This window comes from Flavobacterium sp. (genome assembly GCF_044338735.1).
Classification (GTDB): Bacteria; Bacteroidota; Bacteroidia; order Flavobacteriales; family Flavobacteriaceae; genus Flavobacterium.
The window spans coordinates 1-24,668 of sequence record NZ_JBIIWV010000013.1; the positions used below are offsets into that span (position 1 = coordinate 1).

General features: G+C 31.8%; 23 protein-coding genes. 8 read left to right on the forward strand and 15 right to left on the reverse strand.

Going from position 1 to position 24,668, the window contains the following annotated elements; translation table 11 throughout:
• Window positions 1-159 precede the first annotated feature (159 nt).
• The 6 genes from accC to pdxA all read right to left on the reverse strand — a co-directional run bounded on the left by accC (window position 160) and on the right by pdxA (window position 5,115).
• A complete protein-coding gene (accC, locus tag ACIQZC_RS01815; RefSeq protein ID WP_396137528.1) occupies window positions 160-1,506 on the reverse strand; it encodes an acetyl-CoA carboxylase biotin carboxylase subunit in 1,347 nt (448 codons plus the stop codon).
• Between the two features lie 69 nt (window positions 1,507-1,575).
• On the reverse strand, window positions 1,576-2,058 hold the full coding sequence (gene accB, locus ACIQZC_RS01820) for an acetyl-CoA carboxylase biotin carboxyl carrier protein (protein WP_396137529.1): 483 nt from the start codon (window positions 2,056-2,058) through the stop codon (window positions 1,576-1,578).
• A 27-nt stretch (window positions 2,059-2,085) separates the two neighbouring features.
• The gene (locus ACIQZC_RS01825) at window positions 2,086-3,081 is read right to left on the reverse strand and encodes a beta-ketoacyl-ACP synthase III (RefSeq protein WP_396137530.1); all 996 of its coding nucleotides are present in this window, start codon (window positions 3,079-3,081) and stop codon (window positions 2,086-2,088) included.
• 162 nt (window positions 3,082-3,243) lie between these two features.
• Window positions 3,244-3,438, reverse strand: coding sequence for a 50S ribosomal protein L32 (rpmF, locus tag ACIQZC_RS01830; RefSeq protein WP_166236963.1), 195 nt, complete (start codon window positions 3,436-3,438; stop codon window positions 3,244-3,246).
• A 9-nt stretch (window positions 3,439-3,447) separates the two neighbouring features.
• Entirely contained in the window at window positions 3,448-3,984 is a 537-nt protein-coding gene (locus tag ACIQZC_RS01835) for a YceD family protein (RefSeq protein WP_396137531.1), read from the reverse strand.
• 81 nt (window positions 3,985-4,065) lie between these two features.
• Entirely contained in the window at window positions 4,066-5,115 is a 1,050-nt protein-coding gene (pdxA, locus tag ACIQZC_RS01840) for a 4-hydroxythreonine-4-phosphate dehydrogenase PdxA (RefSeq protein ID WP_396137532.1), read from the reverse strand.
• A gap of 58 nt (window positions 5,116-5,173) precedes the next feature.
• On the opposite strand from pdxA, the gene ACIQZC_RS01845 reads away from it, so the two are divergent.
• The gene (locus ACIQZC_RS01845; RefSeq protein ID WP_396137533.1) at window positions 5,174-5,764 is read left to right on the forward strand and encodes a riboflavin synthase; all 591 of its coding nucleotides are present in this window, start codon (window positions 5,174-5,176) and stop codon (window positions 5,762-5,764) included.
• Between the two features lie 42 nt (window positions 5,765-5,806).
• On the opposite strand, the gene ACIQZC_RS01850 is transcribed toward ACIQZC_RS01845, so the two are convergent.
• From ACIQZC_RS01850 to ACIQZC_RS01880, 7 genes are all read right to left on the reverse strand, one after another.
• The gene (locus ACIQZC_RS01850; protein WP_396137534.1) at window positions 5,807-6,316 is read right to left on the reverse strand and encodes a hypothetical protein; all 510 of its coding nucleotides are present in this window, start codon (window positions 6,314-6,316) and stop codon (window positions 5,807-5,809) included.
• A 291-nt stretch (window positions 6,317-6,607) separates the two neighbouring features.
• Window positions 6,608-13,108 (reverse strand): discoidin domain-containing protein, encoded by a 6,501-nt coding sequence (locus tag ACIQZC_RS01855; RefSeq protein WP_396137535.1) that lies wholly within the window; start codon window positions 13,106-13,108, stop codon window positions 6,608-6,610.
• 512 nt (window positions 13,109-13,620) lie between these two features.
• Complete coding sequence (locus tag ACIQZC_RS01860) at window positions 13,621-14,145, reverse strand: hypothetical protein (RefSeq protein ID WP_396137536.1); 525 nt, start codon at window positions 14,143-14,145, stop codon at window positions 13,621-13,623.
• Window positions 14,146-14,356: 211 nt separating this feature from the next.
• Complete coding sequence (locus ACIQZC_RS01865) at window positions 14,357-15,565, reverse strand: tyrosine-type recombinase/integrase (RefSeq protein ID WP_396137537.1); 1,209 nt, start codon at window positions 15,563-15,565, stop codon at window positions 14,357-14,359.
• A 4-nt stretch (window positions 15,566-15,569) separates the two neighbouring features.
• Window positions 15,570-15,779, reverse strand: coding sequence for a helix-turn-helix domain-containing protein (locus tag ACIQZC_RS01870; protein WP_159689759.1), 210 nt, complete (start codon window positions 15,777-15,779; stop codon window positions 15,570-15,572).
• Window positions 15,780-15,815: 36 nt separating this feature from the next.
• The gene (locus ACIQZC_RS01875) at window positions 15,816-17,270 is read right to left on the reverse strand and encodes a DNA methyltransferase (protein WP_396137538.1); all 1,455 of its coding nucleotides are present in this window, start codon (window positions 17,268-17,270) and stop codon (window positions 15,816-15,818) included.
• A gap of 282 nt (window positions 17,271-17,552) precedes the next feature.
• A complete protein-coding gene (locus tag ACIQZC_RS01880) occupies window positions 17,553-18,017 on the reverse strand; it encodes a hypothetical protein (protein WP_396137539.1) in 465 nt (154 codons plus the stop codon).
• Window positions 18,018-18,249: 232 nt separating this feature from the next.
• Between ACIQZC_RS01880 and ACIQZC_RS01885 the strand changes: the two genes are divergently transcribed.
• The 3 genes from ACIQZC_RS01885 to ACIQZC_RS01895 all read left to right on the forward strand — a co-directional run bounded on the left by ACIQZC_RS01885 (window position 18,250) and on the right by ACIQZC_RS01895 (window position 19,878).
• Window positions 18,250-18,702, forward strand: a complete 453-nt coding sequence (locus ACIQZC_RS01885) for a hypothetical protein (RefSeq protein ID WP_396137540.1) — start codon at window positions 18,250-18,252, stop codon at window positions 18,700-18,702.
• 82 nt (window positions 18,703-18,784) lie between these two features.
• A complete protein-coding gene (locus ACIQZC_RS01890; RefSeq protein ID WP_396137541.1) occupies window positions 18,785-19,399 on the forward strand; it encodes a hypothetical protein in 615 nt (204 codons plus the stop codon).
• Entirely contained in the window at window positions 19,396-19,878 is a 483-nt protein-coding gene (locus ACIQZC_RS01895) for a hypothetical protein (protein ID WP_396137542.1), read from the forward strand. The genes ACIQZC_RS01890 and ACIQZC_RS01895 overlap by 4 nt, the downstream gene beginning before the upstream one ends.
• 304 nt (window positions 19,879-20,182) lie before the next feature.
• Here the strand turns inward: ACIQZC_RS01895 and ACIQZC_RS01900 are convergent, their stop codons facing one another.
• Both ACIQZC_RS01900 and ACIQZC_RS01905 read right to left on the reverse strand, forming a co-directional pair.
• The gene (locus tag ACIQZC_RS01900; RefSeq protein ID WP_396137543.1) at window positions 20,183-20,794 is read right to left on the reverse strand and encodes a recombinase family protein; all 612 of its coding nucleotides are present in this window, start codon (window positions 20,792-20,794) and stop codon (window positions 20,183-20,185) included.
• 617 nt (window positions 20,795-21,411) lie between these two features.
• Entirely contained in the window at window positions 21,412-22,038 is a 627-nt protein-coding gene (locus ACIQZC_RS01905; protein WP_396137544.1) for a hypothetical protein, read from the reverse strand.
• Between the two features lie 663 nt (window positions 22,039-22,701).
• Between ACIQZC_RS01905 and ACIQZC_RS01910 the strand changes: the two genes are divergently transcribed.
• From ACIQZC_RS01910 to ACIQZC_RS01925, 4 genes are all read left to right on the forward strand, one after another.
• Window positions 22,702-23,301, forward strand: coding sequence for a hypothetical protein (locus ACIQZC_RS01910; protein WP_396137545.1), 600 nt, complete (start codon window positions 22,702-22,704; stop codon window positions 23,299-23,301).
• Window positions 23,302-23,502: 201 nt separating this feature from the next.
• The gene (locus tag ACIQZC_RS01915; RefSeq protein WP_396137546.1) at window positions 23,503-23,871 is read left to right on the forward strand and encodes a hypothetical protein; all 369 of its coding nucleotides are present in this window, start codon (window positions 23,503-23,505) and stop codon (window positions 23,869-23,871) included.
• Between the two features lie 15 nt (window positions 23,872-23,886).
• Window positions 23,887-24,186, forward strand: a complete 300-nt coding sequence (locus ACIQZC_RS01920; protein WP_396137547.1) for a hypothetical protein — start codon at window positions 23,887-23,889, stop codon at window positions 24,184-24,186.
• On the forward strand, window positions 24,183-24,464 hold the full coding sequence (locus ACIQZC_RS01925; protein ID WP_396137548.1) for a hypothetical protein: 282 nt from the start codon (window positions 24,183-24,185) through the stop codon (window positions 24,462-24,464). Before ACIQZC_RS01920 ends, ACIQZC_RS01925 begins: the two co-directional genes overlap by 4 nt.
• Window positions 24,465-24,668 lie beyond the last annotated feature (204 nt).

A 24,668-nucleotide genomic window follows, 5' to 3' on the forward strand; every position in this document is an offset into this window, starting at 1 on the left:
CGAAATAATGATTAATATGAATAATTTGTTATTCTTCACTTTATAAATATTTAAGATTGTGAAAATAGGCAAAAAAAATTAAAAACGTATATCATTTAGCATCGTTTTATAGTTAATTTGGATTAAAAAAGCGATTTCAATGAAATCGCTTTTTTAGTTTTATTCTTGTTCTTTCATTACAAAAGATTCCATGAATTTAGTGGTGTAATTTCCAGCCACATAATCTGGTTCGTCCATTAATTGTCTGTGAAACGGAATTGTGGTTTTGATACCTTCGATAACGAACTCATCTAAAGCACGTTTCATTTTATTGATTGCTTCTTCTCTCGATTGCGCTGTTGTTATCAACTTAGCAATCATAGAATCATAATTTGGCGGAATAGTATATCCTGCATAAACGTGGGTATCTAGACGTACTCCATGTCCACCTGGCGCGTGCAAAACGGTAATTTTACCAGGCGAAGGGCGGAAGTCGTTATAAGGATCTTCGGCGTTAATGCGACATTCTATAGCATGTAATTGTGGATAGTAGTTTTTTCCTGAAATTGGAATTCCAGCAGCTACCATTATTTGTTCACGAATTAAGTCATAATCAACCACTTGTTCTGTGATTGGGTGTTCTACTTGAATACGCGTATTCATTTCCATAAAGTAAAAATTTCGGTGCTTATCCACTAAAAATTCTACTGTTCCGGCACCTTCATACTTAATGTATTCTGCTGCTTTAACCGCAGCTGTTCCCATTGCTTCACGCAATTCATCGGTCATAAAAGGAGAAGGTGTTTCTTCGGTTAATTTTTGATGACGACGTTGTACCGAACAATCTCTTTCAGAAAGGTGACACGCTTTCCCGTAAGAATCTCCAACTACTTGAATTTCGATGTGACGCGGTTCTTCGATTAATTTTTCTAAATACATGCCATCATTACCAAAAGCGGCAGCTGACTCTTGACGAGCGCCTTCCCATGCTTTTAATAAATCTTCTTTTTTCCAAACAGCACGCATTCCTTTTCCACCACCACCAGCAGTTGCTTTTAACATAACTGGGTAACCGAATTCACCGGCTAATTTTTCGGCTTCTTCATACGATTCTAAGATTCCAACAGAACCAGGAACACAAGGTACGCCTGCTTCAATCATTGTTGATTTTGCAGAAGCTTTGTCTCCCATACGATCAATCATTTCTGGGGATGCCCCAATGAATTTGATGCCGTGTTCTTGACAAATTTTAGAAAACTTAGCATTTTCAGATAAAAATCCGTATCCTGGGTGAATAGCATCTGCATTAGTAATTTCTGCAGCCGCTATAATGTTTGACATTTTTAAGTACGAAAGATTACTTGGAGGCGGACCAATGCAAACAGCTTCGTCTGCAAATTTTACGTGTAAACTATCTGCATCTGCTGTAGAATAAACGGCAACTGTTTTGATTCCCATTTCTCTACAAGTTCTAATAACACGTAGTGCAATTTCCCCTCTATTGGCAATTAATATTTTTTTAAACATAGCTTTTAATTTGAAAATTAAACAATTTGAAAATTTGAAAATGAATTCAAATGATTACATTTTTTCAAATTAAGATGGATCTACTAAGAATAAAGGTTGATCGAATTCAACTGGAGAAGAATCATCTACTAAAATTTTCACAATTTTACCTGAAACTTCCGATTCAATTTCGTTGAATAATTTCATTGCTTCAATTACGCACAATACATCACCTTTTCCAATAGTTGAACCCACTTCTACAAACAACGGTTTGTCTGGAGCTGGTTTTCTATAGAAAGTTCCAATAATTGGCGATTTAACAGTAATGTATTTTGAATGATCATCAGACGCAGGTGCAACAATTGCATCAGAAACTGCTGGAGCAGCCGCTTGTGGAGCAATCATTTGTGGAGCAGCTGCCATTGGCATTTGTTGCACATAAGTAGTTGTGCTTTCTGTTCCTTCTGTCGTTGTTTTTATGGTGATTTTAAAATCGTCCATTTCTAATTTTACTTCCGTAGCACCTGATTTAGCTACAAATTTGATTAGGTTTTGAATTTCTCTAATATCCATATTATTTGATTTAGTTTAGTTTATATTTTATTTAGTATAAGCCCATTTTAAGTAAATTGCACCCCATGTAAAACCGCCACCAAAAGCAGCAAAAATAATATTATCTCCTTTTTTTAATTGATTTTCAAAATCGGACAACAACAAAGGTAAGGTAGCCGAAGTTGTATTCCCATATTTTTGAATGTTAATTAACACTTTAGATTCATCAAGTCCCATTCTATTTGAAGTTGCATCGATGATTCTTCTGTTTGCTTGATGCGCCACTAACCAATTTACATCGTCGTGAGTAAGGTTGTTGCGTTCCATTATTTTTTCACTAACATCTGCCATGCCCGAAACAGCATATTTAAAAACAGTTTTTCCGTCTTGAAAAACGAAATGTTGTCTATTTTTTACGGTTTCTTCAGTAGGTGGTAAAATAGATCCTCCGGCTTCAATTTTTAAGAATTCTCTACCAATTCCGTCACTTTTAAGGATTTCGTCTTGTAATCCTAATCCTTCGGTGTTGGGTTCAAATAAAACAGCTCCGGCACCATCACCAAAGATGATACAAGTAGCTCTGTCGGTATAATCTATGATTGAAGACATTTTATCGGCTCCAATTAAAAGTATTTTTTTATATTTTCCTGAGGCAATATAGGCTGATGCAGTTGACATTCCGTAAAGGAAACTTGAACAAGCTGCTTGTAAATCAAATGCAAAAGCGTTAGTAGCTCCAATTTCTGTTGCCACATATACTCCGGTAGAAGCTACGGGCATATCGGGAGTTGCAGTTGCCATAATCACTAAATCAATTTCTTTAGGATCTAAATTGGCTTTCTCTAATAAGTTTTGAGCTGCTTTAATGGCAAGGTATGAAGTTCCTTTGCCTTCTTCTTTTAATAATCTTCTTTCTTTAATTCCTGTACGAGTGGTAATCCATTCGTCATTGGTATCTACCAATGTTTCCAATACCTGATTTGATAAAACAAAGTCTGGAACATACGAACCAATAGCGGTAATTGCTGCTGTAATTTTATTCATAAGGGTTAATTTTTCTCTTCAAATTTTTTAAATTCGAAAAGTGGTTGAAATTACAAAAAAAAATTTAAACCTATCCTATTCATTAATAGAAATCTATAGCAAATGGGTCTTTAACAAAAAAACCCTCACAATGTGAGAGTTTTCTCTATTTTTTTGATGCAATTACGCTACAGCTTCTGCCTTATCAATTACAACTTGACCTCTGTAGTACATTTTACCTTCATGCCAATAAGCTCTGTGGTATAAATGTGCTTCACCAGTTATAGGACATGTAGCAATTTGCGCAACTGTCGCTTTGTAATGTGTTCTTCTTTTATCTCTTCTTGTTGACGATTGTCTTCTCTTAGGATGTGCCATTTTTCTGTATTATTTATCCGTTAATAGTTTTTTTAAATTTTCCCATCTAGGGTCTATCTCATCTTTTTGTTCATTAATTTTATTTTCTTTTGGAGCTAAAGATTCTAATTTTTCAATTACTTCTTTTAGCGAACCATCTTTTACACCAGGGTGAATTCTTCGCAATGGAACCGACAATACAATTGATTCATAAATGTATTGCGCCACGTTGACTTGAAATTCGCCATGAGGCAAAATAAGCAATTCTTCATTTTCATCATTAAAAGTATCGCCAAACTTTACTAAAAGTTGCAGCTTCCCTTTAATGGCTAAATCAAACTCTTCTCCAGAAACATCACAAGGTACATTAACCGTGCCTTTGTGTTTAAAATTGAGTTCGAGCATCGTGCTTTTTTTCTCCAAAACAATACTTACTTTAACCGATGCTTCATTAAATTCATCGTAGTCAAAGTTTGAAAAGAACGTATTATCTAATTGATAATCAAACTGATGTTTACCTATTTTTAAACCTAAAAAAGGAATTAAATATGCTTTTAAATTGTTCATAACAACAGTTTTACCTTTTTAAAAGGTGTGCAAAGATATAAAATTATTATAAATTCAAACGCGTTACAAACATTTTTTTGTTTATAACTGTTTTTGTTTTGTTTTTAATTGGTTTTTAGTAAGCTCTTGATAGTCATTTCGTCTATGAAAAATATCAATTGCTAAATAAACTGCTTCTTTGAATGATTCGTTATTGGCCAACCCTTTACCCGCAATTTCATAGGCTGTGCCGTGATCTGGAGATGTGCGAATTTTATCTAAACCCGCTGTATAATTAACTCCGTTGCCAAATGAAAGCGTTTTAAACGGAATTAACCCTTGATCGTGATACATGGCTAAAACCGCATCGTACTTTTCATACTGACCCGAGCCAAAAAATCCATCAGCTGGGAAAGGTCCAAATACCATATTTCCGGCTTCAAATAATTTTTTCAACGTGGGCTTGATTATTTTTTCTTCTTCATTGCCAATTACACCGTTATCGCCCGAATGTGGATTCAATCCTAAAACAGCGACTTTTGGCTTTTCAATTTCAAAATCTTGTTTTAAAGTATTAATAATAGTTTCTAATTTTTCGGAAATTAATTTTTCGGTTAGTTGTTGCGCTACTTCATTAACAGGAACATGGTCGGTTAATAATCCAACTCGCAAATCATCATGAACCATTAGCATCAAGGCATTTCCGTTTAATTCTTTATCCAAATAATCGGTATGACCTGGGAATTTAAATTCCTCTGATTGTATGTTGTATTTATTAATGGGTGCGGTTACTAAAACATCGACAAAACCTTCTTTCAACGCTTTTGTTGCAGCAACAAATGATTTTATAGCATAACTTCCTACAACCGCATCATTTTTTCCAAATTCTAAATCCACGCCATCGCGCCATACGTTTAACACGTTTATTTTTCCAATAACAAGTTGATCTAACTTATCGATTCCGTGAATGGCAGCAGTTAAATTTAATTCTCTCTTTAAAAAAGAGATGATTTTTACATTGGCAAAAATAACGGGCGTACACAATTCTAACATTCGAGTATCTTCAAATGTTTTTAATATGACTTCGCTTCCAATACCATTTAAATCTCCTACCGAAATTCCAACAATTATATTTTCTGCTTTTTTAACCATAACGAATGTGATTTATTGCTTACTTTTGAAGTGCAAATTTAGTAAAATTATATCAGTTATGTTTACCGGAATTATAGAAACACTCGGAATAATCAAAGAAATTCAAAAAGAACAGGGAAATCTGCACATTACCGTGGCTTCGGAAATTACACACGAACTAAAAATTGATCAAAGTGTGGCCCATAATGGTATTTGTTTAACGGTGGTAAAAATCAACCATAACGAATACACCGTAACTGCTATTCAGGAAACCATAGATAAAACGGCAATTGGCTCATGGCAAGTGAATGATTTCCTTAATTTAGAGCGCGCTATGAAACTGGGCGACCGATTAGACGGTCATATTGTGCAAGGACATGTAGACCAAACTGGTACTTGTACCAATATAACAGAAGCCAATGGGAGTTGGGTTTTTACGTATGAATATGACCCCGCGCTTTCTAATATTACTATTGAAAAAGGCTCAATTACGGTAAACGGAACGAGTTTAACGGTGGTAAATTCAGGATTAAATACATTTAGCGTAGCGATTATTCCTTACACTTATGAACATACTAATTTTCATACCTACAAAATAGGCACCCAGGTGAATTTAGAGTTTGATGTTATTGGTAAATATGTAGCAAGATTAACGGATTTGGGAAAATAAAAAAGCCCTACATTGCTGTAAGGCTTTAAAATAATCTGCTAACTATTTCTTTTTAGATTTAGCTTTCTTCTTTTTAGAATTTGCTTTTTTCTTAGCTGCTTTCGCTTTCAATTTCATTTTTGCTTTGTCTTTCTTAGCTTTGTCTTTTTTCTTTTTATTAGCTTTCTTTTGTTTCTCTTTTAGTTTTGCTTTTTCTTTCTTTTCTTTTTCAGTGATTTTTTTACTCATCTTTTTAAGTTTTTTGATGTTATTTTTGTCTAACTTTTTTGTTTCATCATTTTCAAGTGAATCTATAACTGCAGTACTACTTTCAATAGGAGCAGAAATTTCATCAACTGGTTTCACTGCAACTGGTTTCACTGCAACTGGTTTTCTCACTCTTGGAGCACTTCTTTGAGGTGTAGTAGTTGTTGGTGTTACCACTTCTTTTTTTACAGCCGGTTTTCGTGTAGCTGTTCTTCTAACTGGAGTAGCTGTTTTTGGTGCAGTTACACTACTAGTTACTACTTTTTCTGCTTGGTTTGTTTCCTCAATTTGTTTGTTTTCTTCCATTATATTTTTTGTTTGTTGTTTCAATGTTAAGTAAATGTTATGCAAAAGTAAACAAATTATTAATACGTCAATGTTAAGTTTTTAGTTTTGGCGAAAACTTAACATTGGGAATCAATGAATTAGTTGCTACTACCGGTAAAGAATGCGGTTTTTAATTTTAAATTAGAAGAATAAAAAAAGCCCTACATTTCTGTAAGGCTTGATTTTAAATGTGGTCTAACTTGGTATATTTTGACTGAAATAAAAAATGATATTAAGTAATTATCCTTAATTATTTTCTAGTGCGTAAAATTATTTTTTAATAAATGTTTTTGAAGCAGTGCCTTCTTCAGTTATAATCTTTACAAAGTATGAGGCATTTGGCAAATCAGAAACATCTAAAATTGTTTTTTGAGATTCAGATACTTTTTGCCCAATTATATTATAAATTTCTGTTTTGAGATAGGTTAAAGTATTATCTATTTTTATATTTAAGATATCTGAGGTTGGATTAGGATATATTATCACTCCTAAATCTAGCACTAAATTTGATAATCCCAATGATGAGCTAGTATTTAAAATATTAGATCTTAATTGATTAGATGAAAAAGTCACATTAGTTCTACCCCCTGGAGTAGAATTACAAACAGGGGTATCAATACTTATGTAATATTCATATGTATTTGTTAAAGTATTGGCATTAATGTCATTATAAGATAAATTAGAAGCTGAAATAGTATCAATTAACTCAAAAATTCCGGTACCAATTTTTCTATAAATCTTGAAAGTACCATAACTAAATCCTTCGTAGGGATTCCAACTTAAGTTAACAGCATTGTTAACTGCTGTACCACTTTGTAATAAAATAGTACGATGTATAGCGGAATTTAAATTACTTGAATTGCATATACTAACTGTGTTTACTTTGTATTTATTACTGTTAGTCAAATTATTTGAAGTTAAGTCTAAATATGAATTTTGGTTCGGAGGGATACTACCAATAACATTATAAACATTTGTACTTACTTCTTTTAATATTTGATATTCTTGTACATTATTATTATTGGCATTATTTATATAAATTCTATTCCTATTTGGGAATGTTTCATCACTAGTTACATAACAAATACTAGTACTATCAAAATTAAAATTAACCGTTACATTTTGATTTGCGTTAATTGTTGTGCCATTTTGATTTACTAATGTCCAAGTTACAACTGTTAGTCCAATTGGGAATTCTGCTGGAGCATTATTTGTTATTGTATAATTTGTACAACTTTGACCAGTTGGCAAACCTAAATTAACATTAACTGCAACACATTGATTTGGTGAAGTAGTAATTACTATGTTGTTTGGCGCTAATAAAGTTGATGGTTGTGATGCTACTGCAACAACTACAGGATTAGAAGGAGACGAACATCCGCCATTAATAACGCTATACGAACCGCTTTGTGTAACGGTGATAGATTGCGTAGTGGCACCATTAGACCAAAGGTTGCCTGTTGCATATGAAGAGGTTAAAACTACCGATTCGCCTTGACATATATTAATAGGGCCCGATACTGAAATTGTAGGTGTTACAGGTATAGGATTTACCACTACATTAACTGTGTTGGAAGTAACCGAGCAAGTGGAGCCAATATATGCTGTAACAGAATAAGCGCCACTTTCTGTAACAGTAATTGTTGGTGTTGTTGCGCCATTGCTCCATAAATAGCCTGAATAATTAATTGTGTTTTGAGGAATAGTAAATGTGAAAGTCCCCGACACAGATTGGCCAGATCCAATCTGTGTCCAATTAATGCCATCTTGAGATACTTTAAAACTAAATGTTTGAGTATAGATACCAATATTTAAAATTATTGACTCTATATTCTCTTGAGGTGTCTCTAAATCAATTACAATAAATTGAGGGCTGGTACTACTTGGTGTAGAATTACTGTTACTTGTCCATATTGTACTTGATACACCATCAACAGCATTTTTACCATTTGTTTGCCAAGTTCCAGTCCCTGAATAACTACTCGCATAACCAGGTTTGTTTAAGGCTAAATTAACCCCATTTGAAATAGCTTGAATTTCAGCAACCCGTGCTTGTCCTCCAGGATTGTAAGTACATTCATATTTCAAATATCTAACTGCCGATAAACTATTTAATGATAATGATACTGTTGAGCCTGCACAAATAGTTGTTGGACCAGAAGGGACAATATTAATACTACTAGGAACTTGAGTAACAGTAACTACAGTAGGTTGTGAAACAGAACTACAATTACTATTTGCCACCGAAACGGTATAACTGCCACTTTGAGTAACAGTAATTGATGGAGTAGTTGCTCCATTAGACCAAGTATTTCCTGTAGAATAAGAAGAAGTTAATACAACCGATTCCCCTTGACATAAAGACGTTGACCCTGAAGTAGATATTGTAGGCACTGCTGGCACTACGTTTGCAGTTACAGTTACAGTATTAGAAACCACATTACATGTAGTACCAATAAATGTTGTAACTGAATAGACACCGCTCTCTGAAACTGTAATTGATGGTGTTGTTGCGCCATTGCTCCATAAGTAACTAGAATAATTTGTTAGTGAAGGTGTATAGGTAAAACTTCCAGAAACGGAAGTCCCAGCGCCTATTTCGACCCAGTTTATGTTATCTTGAGAAGCCTTTAAGCTAAATGTTTGTGTATAGCTACCAATATTTAAAAGAATAGAATCTATATTAACTTGAGTTGTTTCTAAATCAATTACAATAAATTGTGGATTAGTAGTACTCGGTACAGAACTACTATTACTTGTCCAGGTCGTACTTGATAAACCATCAACAGCATTTTTACCATTTGTTTGCCAAGTTCCAGTTCCAGTATAACTACTTGCAAAACCAGGTTTATTTAAAGCTAAATTAACCCCATTTGAAAGCACTTGAATTTCAGCAACCCTTGCTTGTCCTCCAGGATTATTAAAACATTCATATTTCAAATATCTAATTGCAGACAAACTATTTAAGGATAAAGAAACCGTAGAGCCTTGACAAATTGTTGTTGGGCCAGAGGGTAAAATGGTTATGCTATTTGGGGGGGTAGTAACAGTAACTACTTTAGGTAAAGATGTAACTAAACAACTTCCATAAGAAACCGTATACGAACCGCTTTGAGTAACAGTAATGGATTGTGTGGTAGCTCCATTAGACCAAACATTTCCAGTAGGATACGATGAAGTTAAAACAACAGACTCTCCTTGACAAAGTGCAGTCGGTCCGGAAGCGGTGATAGTTGGCGGTAATGGATTGGCTACTCCTGGAACTACAAGTACTTGATCTGTACAAGACACAGCCCCTTTACTTACCGTTACAGTGTAGGTAGTTTCAACGCTCGGATTTACTGTAATTGATGGTGTTGTAGCACCGTTAGACCATAGATACGTTAAATTATTGCATAATGCAGATGTATTAGAAGGATAGATTACGCCAATATTGTTGCATTGAATGATTTGAGTCATACCTGCATTAATAATTGCTCCAGGTTCATAATATATCGTAATTGTTGGAAAATCACCACTAATGAAATTATAAGTTCCTCCTGATTTTATATATGCAACACAAGCTCCACTTCCACCATTAAAATTTAAAGTTCCACCGTTTTCAACAACATACTTGTTATTATTACCATTGTTTGTATATATACCTCCATTACAAATTATTTTTCTATGTCCACTATCACTCCCAGATTGATTGGTGCTCAATATAGAGGCTGAACTCATATCAATATTACATGTTGCTGGTAATGTTGAAAAATTAAAATTAGAATTTGTTAAAGAAATAGTTGTATTATTTCCACAAGTAACAATTGTATTTGCTACTATTTTTGGCATTTCCCCAACAATTATATTTTGGGATGCGCTAGAACAATTAGATGTTAAATTGGTATTTACTAATTTATAAGTTCCTGCAACAGTAGCAGCATATGAATTATTAGTTGCATTACTTATTGGACTATCATTTAGATACCATTGATAGCTAACATTTGTTGATGAATTATCCGTTAATGTGATAGAACCTCCATCACAAATAACTGCTGGAGAGGTATATGTTACAATTGGAGCTGCGGGCGCTACTAAGCAAACTTGTTCAGCTCTAATGTTATCTATTTGATACGTAAAAGCTACAGGAGGGCTGTTAAAACCCGTATTGGTTGAATTCCAGTTACCAAAGAAAAAAATAGATTCATATTCCCCATTAGCAACAGAAGTATTATCCATCGGTATTGCAAAATCAAATGTTAATGTTTGCCATTGCCCTGGCGTAGTATAGGCTTGACCATTTGCTGAAGTTGGACCTCCCGTTTCAACTTTACCTAAAATATTAAATGCTTGATTTGCAAACACATCTACATGCATTTTTTTGTTTGATGTAAGTTTTGCCTTTTTTGTAGTCAACTTAAAACCTATTCCCTGCCATACTTGACCACCCGAATTTTGTGTTCCTTGTAATACATTCCCAGTAGCTGAACACGAACTAGCCCCCAAAACAATTGCTGCTACAGCATCTCCGAATCCTTGAACATTAGTATATGTAGCCTGGTCTTCAAAATTTTGCAATAAAGGTAGTGTTTGTATGTCATTAAAACTAACCGCAACTGGTTGAGAGGTTGAAGTACAATTAACATTTGAAACCGAAACAGAATACGAACCTATTTGTGATACGGTAATGGATTGAGTGGTTGCTCCATTACACCATAAGTTTCCAGTGGGATAGGAAGAAGTTAACACTACAGACCCTCCTTGATTAATAGTAGCTGGCCCTGAAGTGGTTATAATTGGCGGCGCTAGTGCGGAAGCTACAGTAACATTTAAAGTATTTGAAACCACACTACATGTTGAACCAATATATGCAGTTACAGAATAAGCACCACTGTTTGAAACAGTTATAGATGGTGTGGTTGCTCCATTGCTCCATAAATACCCACTGTAATTTGTTAAAGGAGGTGTAAATGTAAAACTTCCCGAAACAGAATTGCCATTCCCTACTTCAATCCAATTGACATTATCCTGTGACACTTTAAAACTAAAAGTTTGTTGAAAACTACTAATATCTAAAAGTATAGATTCTAAAATAAATTGATTCTGTAAATCAATTACAATATAATGAGGAGCCGTTAAAGACGGTAAAGGATTACGATTACTAGACCACCGACTTCCAGAGTTCCCGTCAACTACATTTTTACCATTTGTTAACCAGTCTCCGTATTCATAACTATTTGCGGAACCTGGTTTGTTTAATGCAACATTAACCCCGTTTGAGAAAGCTTGTATTTCATGCACGTTGACTTGACCACTGTCTGCAGAATAATACGATTCAAATTTTAAATAGCGAACGGAAGATAAACTATTTAAACTTAAAGTTACAGAACCTCCCTCACAAATTGTTGTTGGACCAGAAGGCAAAATGGTAAGATTATTTGGGGGGGTAGTAACAGTAACTACTTTAGGTAAAGATGTAGCTAAACAACTTCCGTAAGAAACTGTGTACGAACCGCTTTGAGTGACAGTAATAGATTGTGTAGTAGCGCCATTTGACCAAACATTACCTGTCGTATATGATGAAGTTAAGACTACTGACTCTCCTTGACACAGCGCAGTTGGTCCAGAAGCAGTAATAGTTGGTGGCGATGGATTAGCTCCACCAGGTATTACCACTACTTGATCTGTACAAGAAAGACTTCCTTTACTAACTGTTACAGTGTAGGTTGTTTGGACGCTTGGGTTTACTGTAATTGTTGGCGTTGTAGCACCGTTAGACCATAGATACGTTAAATTATTACACAATTCAGTTGTATTTGAAGGATAGATTACACCAATATTATTACATGGAATTGTAGTTATATTACCTGCATTAATTAATGCGCCTGGCTCATAATAAATGATATAACTTGAATGATATGGTCCATTAGTATAATTAAAAATTCCACCAGCTTTAACATAGGCAATATTTCCATTAAAATTATCTCCAAAACCATTTAATGTTCCTCCATATTCAACTACAAAAACATTCCCTCCAGAACCATTTATTGTTACATTCCCTCCAAAACAAATTATTTTTCTTTGTCCACCTCCACCGCTTGATCCAACGTTTGTATTAACAATAGAAGCGGTGCTCATATCCACATTACAAGAGGTTTGTGAAGAAGAAAAATTAAAATTTGGATTTGTTAAAGAAATAGTTGCGCCATTTCCACATGTAACAATAGTTTCTGATACTATTTTTGGCATTTCGCCTACAATAACATTTTGAGAAGTGCTTGAACATCCAGTTGTTATGTGCGATACAACTAACTTGTATGTTCCTGGTTGATTAGCCGCGTATGAATTGTTTGTTGCGTTACTAATCGGGTTGTTATTAAAAAACCATTGATAACTAACGTTTGTCGATGAATTATCGGATAAAATAATTGGCGAGCCTCCACAAATAATTGCAGGGGAATTATATGTTACAACTGGTGATGGCGGCAATGGATTAATAGTTACAGTAATTAAATTAGAAATGAATACTGAACCATTCAATGCTGTAACTTTTAAGGCGAAAACACCAGATGAAGTAGGGACATAACTTAAAGCATTTTGTCCAGATATATTCACGTTATCTTTTAACCATTGATATTGATATATCCCTGAAGGAGAAACTGAACCTGTTAATTGAACGGTGCCACCTGTACAGAACGTTACTGGACCATTAGCAGTTATTTCAACAACTTGAGCCAATGATGTTATAGCAAAACCTATTATTGCGATTATTGAAAAGATAATTTTTTTCATGATCATTTTATTTATTAAAAATAATTATAAATTTAAACTACAATATTAACGAATATAATTGATTATCAGTTAGTTTTTATTCAGATATTTAAATTTAGCGATGTATTAAATACCATAAATTATCGATTTATCAGTATCTACAATCCAACCTCATTACATAAACAAACAGATAAAAAAAATTAGAAAATTATTCCAAATAAAAAAGTTGAGCATTCGGTTTTGCTCAACTTTTTGCTCAACTTTTAAATAAGAAACCCTTGTAAATACTGATACTTACAAGGGTTTTGTTGTGGTCCCACCTGGGCTCGAACCAGGGACCACCTGATTATGAGTGTCTCAAAAGGACTTCTTAAAGCCCCGTATTTATTGACTTTCAACAAGTTATGATTTTTAAATTTTCTTTTATTTATCATTTTTTATCATCATTTTACCCAAAATCTTGCTTGAAATCTTGCTTGTAAATGAGGGACTTTGTTTGACAATAATTTGGGCACCTTATAAAAGGGATTCACTTACTTTGAGCAATCTATTTCTACAATTTTATAGTTTGTATAAACCCTTATAAAATAATCTTTTTCAGCATCTTCTAAACTATAAGTAAGACTTTCATAAGTACTCCCATTTGTAAAACGAATTGCACTTACTTTTTTAGTCGAGAGCTGTTTAAATTCATTATCAGTTAAATTAAAATAAGCATTACCCTGGCAATTAAATTTATTCCATTGCGTAATGGTTATTTTACTATCATCCTCAAATAAAAATATCAAACTGTCATTTTCATCACAATTACCAATATTTACATTTTTACAAATAAAACCATTATTTACAATAGTCCCATTTTTTGATTCAAAATTTGGAGTAATAGTAAATCCTTTAGTTTTTTCTGCATTAGCACCTATTAATTTATATTCTGCAAGGTAATATTCCTTATCGGTCATTTTATCTTTACAATGCTTAATTATAAATTGATTTGAATTTTCTTGAGATATAGCATTTAAAGACATAGTAACCATAAATGCAAAAAATAATTTTTTCATATTTTAAATTTTAAATCTTAGTTCATACAAATATAATAAATCTTTAACTTTAATTGTTTAAATCGTCTGCAAAAAGTGTACTGATTTAATTCAAAACCATGATAGTGTTTTTAAAATCTTAAGTGGATATTATTGAATTATTGTTGAATTTGAGATCTTATGGTAGTCTTAATTCGATAATAATGCATATATCCTTAAATAAATAAACACCTTATAAAAGGTGTTTATTTACTTCAAATACTGATTCTCTATCTAAACTTGCAATATAATGTTCTGTCACAATTGAGTTTGAATGACCTAACATTTCTCCTATCTTATCTTTTGATACTCCGGCTCTATTAAGAGTTGTTGCATAGGAATCTCTTGCACTCTTTGTTCTTAAAGGAACGGACAAATTCAATTTTTGTGTTATCATTTCCAACTGAGCATTAATTATAGCCTTCCATTTATGACTCTTGTTATCAAACATATTATCTGTATAACCTTCTTTCAATTTACCAAGTATAAATGTACTCTCCTTAACCCCAACTTTATCAATGAGTGACTTCAATTCAATAGTAAGTGGAACCATAATTTTTTTTCTATTACTTTTTCTTGTAGTCTCAGTCTTTTTTCTAAAAAACTCAATACATTCTCCTCTTATATCTACCCACCTCATTCTTAGCAAATCTGCAAAATTGATCCCATTACAACGGTATAACATAACCCAAATATCTCTTGCATATTCTTGTTGTGGAGAATCAAAGTCAGTCATGTTAATTATATTTTTAATCTCATCGTTAGATAATACTAGTTTACTCGGGAATAAGTTTTGAATACTATATCCACCTTTACCAAATGGGTACTGATAATATGAGGGTAAAATCTTCTCCTCGTTTGTGAAATAATTTACAATCCTTCTAAGATTACGAAGATTAGATTCAATCGTACTCTGACTAATTCCCGCTTGAGTTCTATCCTTTACAAAATTATTTATGAATAAGAGATTAACATCTAATATATTAACATTTGGACTGTAATTTTCAAATACAAGTTTTGTGTATTTGTAATGTTTCATACTTGATATCTTCAAACCTTTGTAGTTATCTATAAATCTATCAAACAAGTCACCTAATAATAGTGAATTTGAATTGGTACCTTCAACCTGAAAAAATTGCTCTCTGTACTTTTGTTTATTAAATGGTTTTATCTCCGTAAATAATCTCTCACTCTTTGCTAAACTCTCATTACAACTTTTTCTAAACTCTCTACAACTTGCATCCATAGATTTTTTAACAAAAATATGATTGTATTGTTCTTTCGTCATTTTAGACAGTTGTAGATAAATCTGCTCTTTACCGTTTAAAACTCGAATAGAAAGGTTGTACTTCCCATTTTTCATTTTAAGTCGAGTATCTAAAACTAATGTGAATGTAGCCATATAATTATGCTGCTTTTAGTGTTGGCATTTCGAAATTTGAATCACATCCGTTACTCATCCATCTATCAATTTCATATTTATCAAATAATACTCTTTTTCTCATTTTGATAATTGGAATAGAACCGTTTGTAGTTCTTTTATAAATATTTGATTTTGAAATTTGTAAATATTCAGCAAGTTGAGCCACGTTTAAATATCTATTTTCTATGTTCATATCTTTTTAATTTTTAATTCATTACCAATTTTGCAACTACGCTACTTGTCCTAATTCATACTCCGATAATCTTATCTCTGAAGCTAACATATATTCAGGTGAAGGTTCATAACCGATGTATTCTCTGCCTTCTCCCAACTCCAACACTGCATAACCTGTCATTGCAGTGCCGTTGAAATTATCAAGAATTCTATCGTAAGGTCTTGAGGTTAGTTTCAGACAAATCATAGGGACATCCAAAGGAAAAGTAGCTTGGTGGTCTAAAATCACTCCACGATCCTCACACTTTTTCTTCAATTCTCTTGTAGAAGCAACACCAGTTTTTAATACCCCTGCATAGAAATCTAAAGATGAGGTTAGTTTTGGACAAACCTGAGTTGTACCAATTGAAAACGAGTTGTTTATATCCTCACAATCTTTCAACCATTCTTCGTTGTAATAGAAATCTTTAGATTTTACAAAATGAAAAATTGGTTCATGTCTTCTAATGCTTCTTTTTCCTCCTGTTGGTCTAGGGTTCTGTTTTAACCATTGGAATTCGTCGTTTAGCATAAAACCTATAGATTTCATCATTAAAACAAATCGTTGTGGAACCAATTGATACTCTCCGTCTTTACAACAGTCGTTGATATTCACCCAAACACTTCCATCATTTTTTAGAACTCTATACACTTCTAAATAATGTTTTTTAAGATTATTGATGTATTCCTCAACTGTAGGTTCTTGACCTAATTGATTAGAATCCAATTGGTAAAATTTCATATCCCAATAAGGTGGTGATGAACAAACAACGCTTATAGTCCCATCTTCTAATTCAATTAAAACCACAGAAGATTTATTGTAAATTGTTGAGGTAGCTGTTACATAATCCCCACCTGATAACTCTTGATTACAGTTACTCTTCACTTTAAGGTGGTTTGCTTTAGTATATGCTTTATTTAATGTAATAATTCCTTTATCAATATTTGAGAATACTTTCTCTAATTCTTCACAAGAATTTCCGTAGATACCCTCATAAGTTGCGGCAATTGAGTTTAACTTATTACGAGTGTCTTTAGATATTGAAGATAGAATTACATCTCTTTCTTCTTTTAGTTTTTGTAATTCAGGATTAAGGTCGGTTCGGTGACCTTTTCTAATTCCAAATAAAGTTTTATACAATTTCATCTCATTGTATTTTTCCATTGTAGTTTTTTCTCTATGTAGATTAGAAGACAATGAAACTAATTGTAAATCATCTTGAATATCAACAAAGTAAACAGGAATAAGTGGGATACTTAATTCAATACAAATGGCGTGTCTTAAATTACCCGATACAATTACCATAGTGTTTGAATTCACAATAAGCGGGGTAATGATACCCATCTCTTTAATGTTTTCTTTAATGGCTTGGTAATTCTCAGGTAAGTTATAAACTTTACCTAATTCTTCATTTCTGAAGATGCTCTCTGGTTTTACGTACTCTACGTAAGATTGTGTGTTTCTGTTCATAATAAATAAGTTTTAGAATGAACCTTTACGACTGGTTGAAACGGGTTGTTGTTGAGTTTGTCCTCTCAATAGGGTTTTTAAGACGGTTTATCGTCTTTGCCGACAAATACAATTCTCAAGAGGAGAATTAAGAACTTTCATTAAGACTTTCAAATTATGTCTCTTTGATAGCGCAAATGTATAACTTTATTTTTATATATATTGCATATTTTGTGCAATAATTTTTAGTTATTTTTAATTTATAAAGTTAAAATATTGTTTGTCAATAAGTTACGATTAAAATTATTTTATAAAATAAGTTTCTCCGTTATCTTTTTTTAGTTCCACTGGGGCTACTTCATCAATATAAGATTGGATTTTTCTTGGAACTTCACTCAATAATTTAGAGTCATGAACTCCTTTTGGGTATTTTTTTAGAGAACCTAAATGGATACTAATATAGGGTGGATTCTTAATTCTTCCTTTAAATAAGTAAGGCCATTTCACTTTTGCAAGTATGTAACCTTTATCAATATCTTTTTGATTTACTACCGAAAGAGTGTAATTTGGATTGAGTCGATAATCAATCTCAGCTAGTTTATTTGTAATATATAAGTAATCTTCAATCACTTTACGATTATTTTCATCACCCATTAATTTATTCAATTCCACATTCATCAAATCCCTTAAGGTTTCTGTTGCTTTATCAGAAAAAATCCCGGTGTACTTACTATAATCTTTCATGTATTTATTACAAATTTTATGCAATATAATCAATTTAGATAAACTAATAATCATTACTTGAGTATTTATAGTTTGGTTACTTCAACAGAAATCTGACTTTGTTATTACCTGTACAAATGAATAATATAGAAGCAAATTATATGTACCGAAACTTAAACTTTTTGCCAGGTTTTGTTAGGGGTCAAAATCAATAAACACCAATAAACAGTATAAAATCCTCCAAAGGGATTATCCACAACATCTAACGAACAACACAATGAATAAAAAGAACACCGAGAGGATTCGAGTCTTACTTGAAAGACTAAAAGAAGTAGAAAATAATAAACCTTTTGCAATAGTAGTATTAGAGTACGACTCTACTGAATTCTTTGATAAAAATTATTCTATATCTAAATGGTTCCAAAAATTATCCAACTCCAAAAGTGCAACAAGCGGTTTAACCAACAGGGAATGGTTCAAGAACATTAATAGTGGTTTCTACAAATATTTCGTAACCACAGATACCACAACAATTATTATGATATTTACGAGTACTAAACCTATTCTAGAACTAGACCTTAATGTAAGAATAAATAAGATTGGACCAAAACCTAACGAGCTAATTATCGGCATACAAGATTGGCAACTTTACAATCAATACTTTACTAAATTTTTTGGTGTGAAAACAGGAACAGAAACATTCGGGACATTGAAAACAATGGATTATTAGGAGGTTGAAATAATGCAAGAACTTATTGAGCCTGAAAATCAACTTTTCAATCAACTTGAATATTTATAGTAAAACAAATAATATGAGAGAATTAGAAGATTTTTTAGGATTCCCTGCCAGAATAGATAGAGAAAAAGGAACGGTTGAGTTTGAAAGCAATTGTGAATTTCCTAACCAGAGCCATGAGTGTAAAAAATTGTTTGAATCTATAGAACGATTATTCATTAATGAGGTAAACCTAAAATTCCCATTAAACATAAAAGAATGGAAAGCAATTATTGAACCCACCGATGAAAATATAAGTACCTACTATTCCCACGACGGAATAAAACATTATATGCAACAGCATAAAAACAAATTAATTGATACTATCACGTTCTTCAAACCTGAAGTGTTTTATGGTAGGAACAAAGAATTACCAAGTCTAATTCTTCATTTTTACCAAGTTAATTATACCGGAAAATTGAATATCTATAACTCTTATGGTTTTGTTAATAAGTGTCATATAAAATATAAAGATATAAAGCAGTTGACACCTGATAGAATAGAAAGCCTCAAACAGAAAGGAATTAATGTCAATTGGATAAGAAACATCCCTTTATTCCCCGCTGAAAAAATTGAGTTTGACGAACAAGATATTATTATGGATTTTAAATTTCAAGAATTGAATAAATCAAATTTTAACGATGAAATATGAGATTATCACTTAGAGAGAGTATTAAAGAAAAACTCAACGAAATAATAAAAGAAAAAAGTAAATTATACAATTGTATCGCAATCACATTTGATGCGATAAAGTTCAATGAACATTTTACTGATTATAAAAATTTTTGGCATTTGTTGACCAATGGCTTTTTTGGTCCTGAAGAATTAAAAAAATCAAACAATGAATGGTTTAAAGAACTTCAGCCGGAAGGTTTCTACTTCTTTACTGAGTCCTTTAATTTGGTTCAGTTCAGAATATACCTTGAACCTAATAAAAAAATCAAATATGAGGAGTTAATCAAAAGAATAAATGATATAATCCCAATCATTGAAGTTGAACTTTACCAAAACGATGAATATCAATTTAATAAAATGTTTGCCAACGATATTTTTAAGATACAAAAGTCCGAGATACAATATATTGGAAAAGTTGATGTCCCTGAAATAGAGGATAAAGAACTTCCTTTTTAAGTAATTAGGACATTTACTTTTTTAATCTCCTTGAAATTTTCCAACTCCACACATATAAGAATCATATTGAGAATTGATAATAACTTATTCTCAATATGATTTAATTCTTTTAACGAAACAGGTTGTTTTATGTTTAATGTAATTTGTTCTACTCCTTCAACCCAATAACTATAATGTGTGCGATTTAAAAAATATTTTAATGGGTTTAAATTTATGGTGATATGACTACCAAACTCTTGTCTTATACTTTTTGACAATAAATTATTAATTAGTCTGTAGTTTGAGTATAGTTGGGGGTTAGTCTTCATACTAAATTCAGTTTATTAGCAACTTTTTTTACTTTAAGAACTGTTTTAGTTGAAGCGTCAACTTGTTTTGCGATTTCCCTTATTGTCCACTCTTTTTTAATATACTCTAATATTTTTTGTGATTTAGGTTTATCAATGAAATCTCTATCAGATGTTGTGCTCCCAATTTTTCTGCCTAATATTCCCCCTCGTTGAACGTAAATTTGCCGGCCGACAGATGTTCGTTCTTTTATATTTTCAAGTTCTAACGCATAAAGGCTGGAGATCACGGAAGTTAATACACTCCAGATGGGGTTTTTCTTTCCATTTGGTCTTGACTGAACTCCCAAGTTCCTTACAATTACATTCACCTCCTTACTATCCATCCATTCTAAAGTGGTAATACAATCCCCAGTGTGCCTGCCTAATCGTGACAGCTCCTCAACTACAACTTCTTTGACAATACCCTTTTGAATATAATCTATTAAGATTTTCGCAAACTTTCTATCCTTGAATGGAACAGTTCCTGAAATTTTATCTAATAATATTAAGTCATATTTATCGGTATCAGCTTCAAAGCGATTTCCCGATTGGATATGTGTTGAAACACGATTGTATTTTACCCTCATATTGACTTCCTTTAATTGTTAGTGCTAAAATACCGCATAAGTGCCGTTTTGCCTAATATAAAGTGCTAATAAAGTGCTAAATAAATGTGGTCAATTATATTAAGATATTTTGGAATACAAATAAAAAATATTTGTGATGAGCTTTAATCTTCAAAACAAAATTTTAAAATGGTAAGGGTCTAACTTTAATATTGTGATTTTTAATCCAATTTTTTTTGTTCCAATTACTATAATTATATTACAATAAAAGGTATCCCCTAAAAAGTAAACTTAAAAAAATCCCCCTTTTATTGGTGATGTGAAATTCATGCTAACTTATTATTGTTTATTTTATCCAATGACTTCAAAAAGTTATTTACCGATATCTCCACAAGCACATCCAGTAACTTCAAAATTTCAATTATTTGCTCATCAGTATACTTTTCACCCTTGTTTTTATTTAATATTTGTTTTGCCTTTTTTAATTCCATTTTTTCTTATTTTTTTCTCACTACATAACTATACCTATAACCCAAAAAGTATAATTAAATAAAAAAATCCCCACTTTAGGTGGGGATAAAAAAATCATATTTATTTATTCAGGTTTATTTTATTCTTTAATTTCAGATAAGTTATTATTAACTAACTGTAGATGTTTCAACTAAATTTTTGAACTCTATTGAAAGTTCTTTAACTTCTTCATCATTTAAGAATGGTATTTTTTCTTTTATTGTCCTTTGGAAGTCGGGAGTGTCTTCTTCATTAAATTCATCTACCATCCAATCTGACATTAATTCCCATTCTCTTTCGTACCAATCTTGAAATCCTTCAAACCTATAAATTCCCTCGTGATAGCCGTAAACTTCTTCGGAGCTTACACCTTCGGAATCAATCCAACACTTACCACAATAATCATAACCACCTTCTTCGAAATACATCTCCACTTGGACATTGTACATCCTAGAAAGTTCCATACAAAATTCTACCGGTGGAGACCAAGCTGTCTCACCTGAAAAAAGAATATAATCTTCCTTAATTTCTTCGACAAATTCCAATCCGACATCCCATTTAGTACCAAACCAATCTACATTAATGTCATACCAATCTTCATTATACTTCTCACTATCTATACCCTCTGGCAGACCAATTAATGATTGGAAAAGCATTTCATCTTCTTCTTTTAAATTTTCAATGATATTAGAAATCTTCTTTATATCTTTAGACTCACCTTTAACCACAATGTGATTGTAACACCAATTTGGCATAATTATTAAATTTTTACACTTGATTCTCACTTAATCAAGGGGTGAGAATCTTAACCCTTATTTTGTTGTTCAGTTAAATCATAGTTGAAACAATTTTTAAAGTCAAATCCGGAATGAAACTTTAACATTATTTCTTTACTTTTTTGAATTTGTAGCTACTCTAATTCGGATACAAAACTAGAGCCGATATTTCAATTGCGCGCTATACTAGATTATATTTTTTTGTAATTCAGGCTCATTCTAGATAACTGATAACCAAATACATAAGTTGTTAAAATTAACCATTTCAGATTCCTGAAAAGGTAAAGAAAAATTTAAAAAGCAATAGATGTAAATGGCTAAACAAATTCAAATACACCCCCTATGTAGGGGCTCCCCTCCTTGGGTCGTATCCGACCTCTTTATTAATACCCATTGGAGATTATTCGTTATAATACCTTTGAAAACTCAAAATAAAATTTTGCCAATTTTTTTCTGAAAATCACCCTTCGTTGTTGACTTTATCAACCACTTTGTTTATTTATTAAAAAGAATCAAATACTTAAAGGGTTATAGTTATAAGAGGTCAGATACTATTCTAAATAATAGTCTATTACAGTTATGGTTGTATCCGTAGAGATAATTTGATTCCAATAAACTTAATTAAATTAGGATAGATTACTTATGCAACAAACTAAACAATGGTATACTAAAAAAGAGATATTAGAATTATACCCAATTTCAAACTCTACTTATAAAACAAGAATAAAGAATATTGATACATCCAAAACAAAATTTATTCCTTCGGCAGTAGGTTCTCCAAAGAGATTAATTCATGTTACAGAATTAGACAACTTATTCAGACAACGGAGAAAGTTAAGTAAACGGGATTATAAACAGACCATTAAATGGGTTAGGAATCACAATTGGGATTACATTGGTAACATTGTTCCAGTATCATCTTCTATTGAAGATTTGAAAAACAAAATGAGATTTCTATTTGGAGAGTTAAAAAATCAACAAATTGAAAAAAATCAATTGACCTTATTCTACACTGTTGAAAAAAATCCTAATGACAATTATTATCACGCTCATTTTTTAATCAATTGTGAAAGGGACATGATAGACCAAACAGATATTAAATCTAAAATAGAAATAATATGTGAAACCAACACAAAAGAATTTTCAAGAATCCATCTTGAAATGTACGATACTGCTTTTGGAAAGGGCGGGGCATTTTACTCTTCTAAACAGACATATATCTTCTACGAATTATTAGGTTAGTAAATGACCTCTTCAGAGATCTGAAAAGGAGTATTTTAACAACTTATGTATTTGGTTATCAGTTATCTAGAATGAGCCTGAATTGCAAAAAAAGTATACTTGTATAGCGCGCAATTAAAATATCGGCTCTAGTTTTGTATCCGAATTCGAGTAGCTACAAATTCAAAAATATTTATAAATAAAATAATAAAACTTAAACACATGAAACACATGAAAAGCACAAAAGAGAAAAAAGACGGACTATTGACATTAGGTAAAATAGAAGAAAAAATTAAAGAATTAAGAAATAGTTATGGTGAAATTATTTTCAGTGAAAAATATAATTTATCCAAACTGAGAAATAACCTCGCAACTTCATTAACAAATGAGAAATATTCGATGAACCGAGACATGGATTCCATGTTCATAAAACTGTATAACCTTTTAGATTATGATACTATCCAAAAATATTCAGATATTGATATTGTAACATATGATGATATTGATTTTTTAGATAGTGATAGCTGCTGTATTTTCTGTTTTATAGGGTTTGATAAAACTAATTTTATTAACGATCACAAAATCAATTAAAATCATGATTCGTTTATGAGTATTAAAAACGAAATTTTAAAACAATACACCCTCACAAAGCAAGACTTTGTAGGAATGTTGTTAGACGAGTTACATAACTCTGGTTTCTTAGATGATAAATCTGAACAGGAGATTGAATTGATTACGAAAAAATCAAATTTCGAATTAATACAAAAACATTGTACCCGGGACATTAAAACAATAATAAATCAAATGAAAAACTTTGACGATTTAGAACTTGAGGAATTTGAATACTGGTTTGGGTTAGATGTCAATAAATATATTAATGAAATAAATAAAATTAAAAAAATATGAGAAACATAAATGAGATTTGGATAGAATTAATAAATCATCCTGAATATGTGACAGGAGTAATATGGACAATAGAATCGGTAGCACAAGTTTTAGAAACTGATTTGGAAGATAATGAAGATTTTGATTTACATGGCATGAGTTTAGAAGATTATACTAAAGAAATCGTAACCAATAACAAATCAAAATTTACAGATCTAATTGATGATTTTGAGGCATACTGTTACAAACATGATAGTTGGAGTTCAAATTTGGAATATTATGGTGTTGAATTAAACTAAAGATGGAGGGGTTTCCTCCATCTTTTTCTGTTATAATTTCATTTGATTATTTTCTCTGAAAAAAATTCAATATTTAGGGAATTTGCTATATCCTATAATTTGCATTAAATTAGCCTGTTGTTGTTCTGAAACAGATTAACAGAACTATAAAATTTAAACCTTCATATGATTCAATCACAAAAAACATTAGAGTTTCTTCAAAAA

Coding starts and splice junctions, on each gene's coding strand:
- accC (WP_396137528.1), bottom strand. CDS start 1,506: ATGTTTAAAAAAATATTAATTGCCAATAGAGGGGAAATTGCACTACGT.
- accB (WP_396137529.1), bottom strand. CDS start 2,058: ATGGATATTAGAGAAATTCAAAACCTAATCAAATTTGTAGCTAAATCA.
- ACIQZC_RS01825 (WP_396137530.1), bottom strand. CDS start 3,081: ATGAATAAAATTACAGCAGCAATTACCGCTATTGGTTCGTATGTTCCA.
- rpmF (WP_166236963.1), bottom strand. CDS start 3,438: ATGGCACATCCTAAGAGAAGACAATCGTCAACAAGAAGAGATAAAAGA.
- ACIQZC_RS01835 (WP_396137531.1), bottom strand. CDS start 3,984: ATGAACAATTTAAAAGCATATTTAATTCCTTTTTTAGGTTTAAAAATA.
- pdxA (WP_396137532.1), bottom strand. CDS start 5,115: ATGGTTAAAAAAGCAGAAAATATAATTGTTGGAATTTCGGTAGGAGAT.
- ACIQZC_RS01845 (WP_396137533.1), top strand. CDS start 5,174: ATGTTTACCGGAATTATAGAAACACTCGGAATAATCAAAGAAATTCAA.
- ACIQZC_RS01850 (WP_396137534.1), bottom strand. CDS start 6,316: ATGGAAGAAAACAAACAAATTGAGGAAACAAACCAAGCAGAAAAAGTA.
- ACIQZC_RS01855 (WP_396137535.1), bottom strand. CDS start 13,108: ATGAAAAAAATTATCTTTTCAATAATCGCAATAATAGGTTTTGCTATA.
- ACIQZC_RS01860 (WP_396137536.1), bottom strand. CDS start 14,145: ATGAAAAAATTATTTTTTGCATTTATGGTTACTATGTCTTTAAATGCT.
- ACIQZC_RS01865 (WP_396137537.1), bottom strand. CDS start 15,565: ATGGCTACATTCACATTAGTTTTAGATACTCGACTTAAAATGAAAAAT.
- ACIQZC_RS01870 (WP_159689759.1), bottom strand. CDS start 15,779: ATGAACATAGAAAATAGATATTTAAACGTGGCTCAACTTGCTGAATAT.
- ACIQZC_RS01875 (WP_396137538.1), bottom strand. CDS start 17,270: ATGAACAGAAACACACAATCTTACGTAGAGTACGTAAAACCAGAGAGC.
- ACIQZC_RS01885 (WP_396137540.1), top strand. CDS start 18,250: ATGAATAAAAAGAACACCGAGAGGATTCGAGTCTTACTTGAAAGACTA.
- ACIQZC_RS01890 (WP_396137541.1), top strand. CDS start 18,785: ATGAGAGAATTAGAAGATTTTTTAGGATTCCCTGCCAGAATAGATAGA.
- ACIQZC_RS01895 (WP_396137542.1), top strand. CDS start 19,396: ATGAGATTATCACTTAGAGAGAGTATTAAAGAAAAACTCAACGAAATA.
- ACIQZC_RS01900 (WP_396137543.1), bottom strand. CDS start 20,794: ATGAGGGTAAAATACAATCGTGTTTCAACACATATCCAATCGGGAAAT.
- ACIQZC_RS01905 (WP_396137544.1), bottom strand. CDS start 22,038: ATGCCAAATTGGTGTTACAATCACATTGTGGTTAAAGGTGAGTCTAAA.
- ACIQZC_RS01910 (WP_396137545.1), top strand. CDS start 22,702: ATGCAACAAACTAAACAATGGTATACTAAAAAAGAGATATTAGAATTA.
- ACIQZC_RS01915 (WP_396137546.1), top strand. CDS start 23,503: ATGAAACACATGAAAAGCACAAAAGAGAAAAAAGACGGACTATTGACA.
- ACIQZC_RS01920 (WP_396137547.1), top strand. CDS start 23,887: ATGAGTATTAAAAACGAAATTTTAAAACAATACACCCTCACAAAGCAA.
- ACIQZC_RS01925 (WP_396137548.1), top strand. CDS start 24,183: ATGAGAAACATAAATGAGATTTGGATAGAATTAATAAATCATCCTGAA.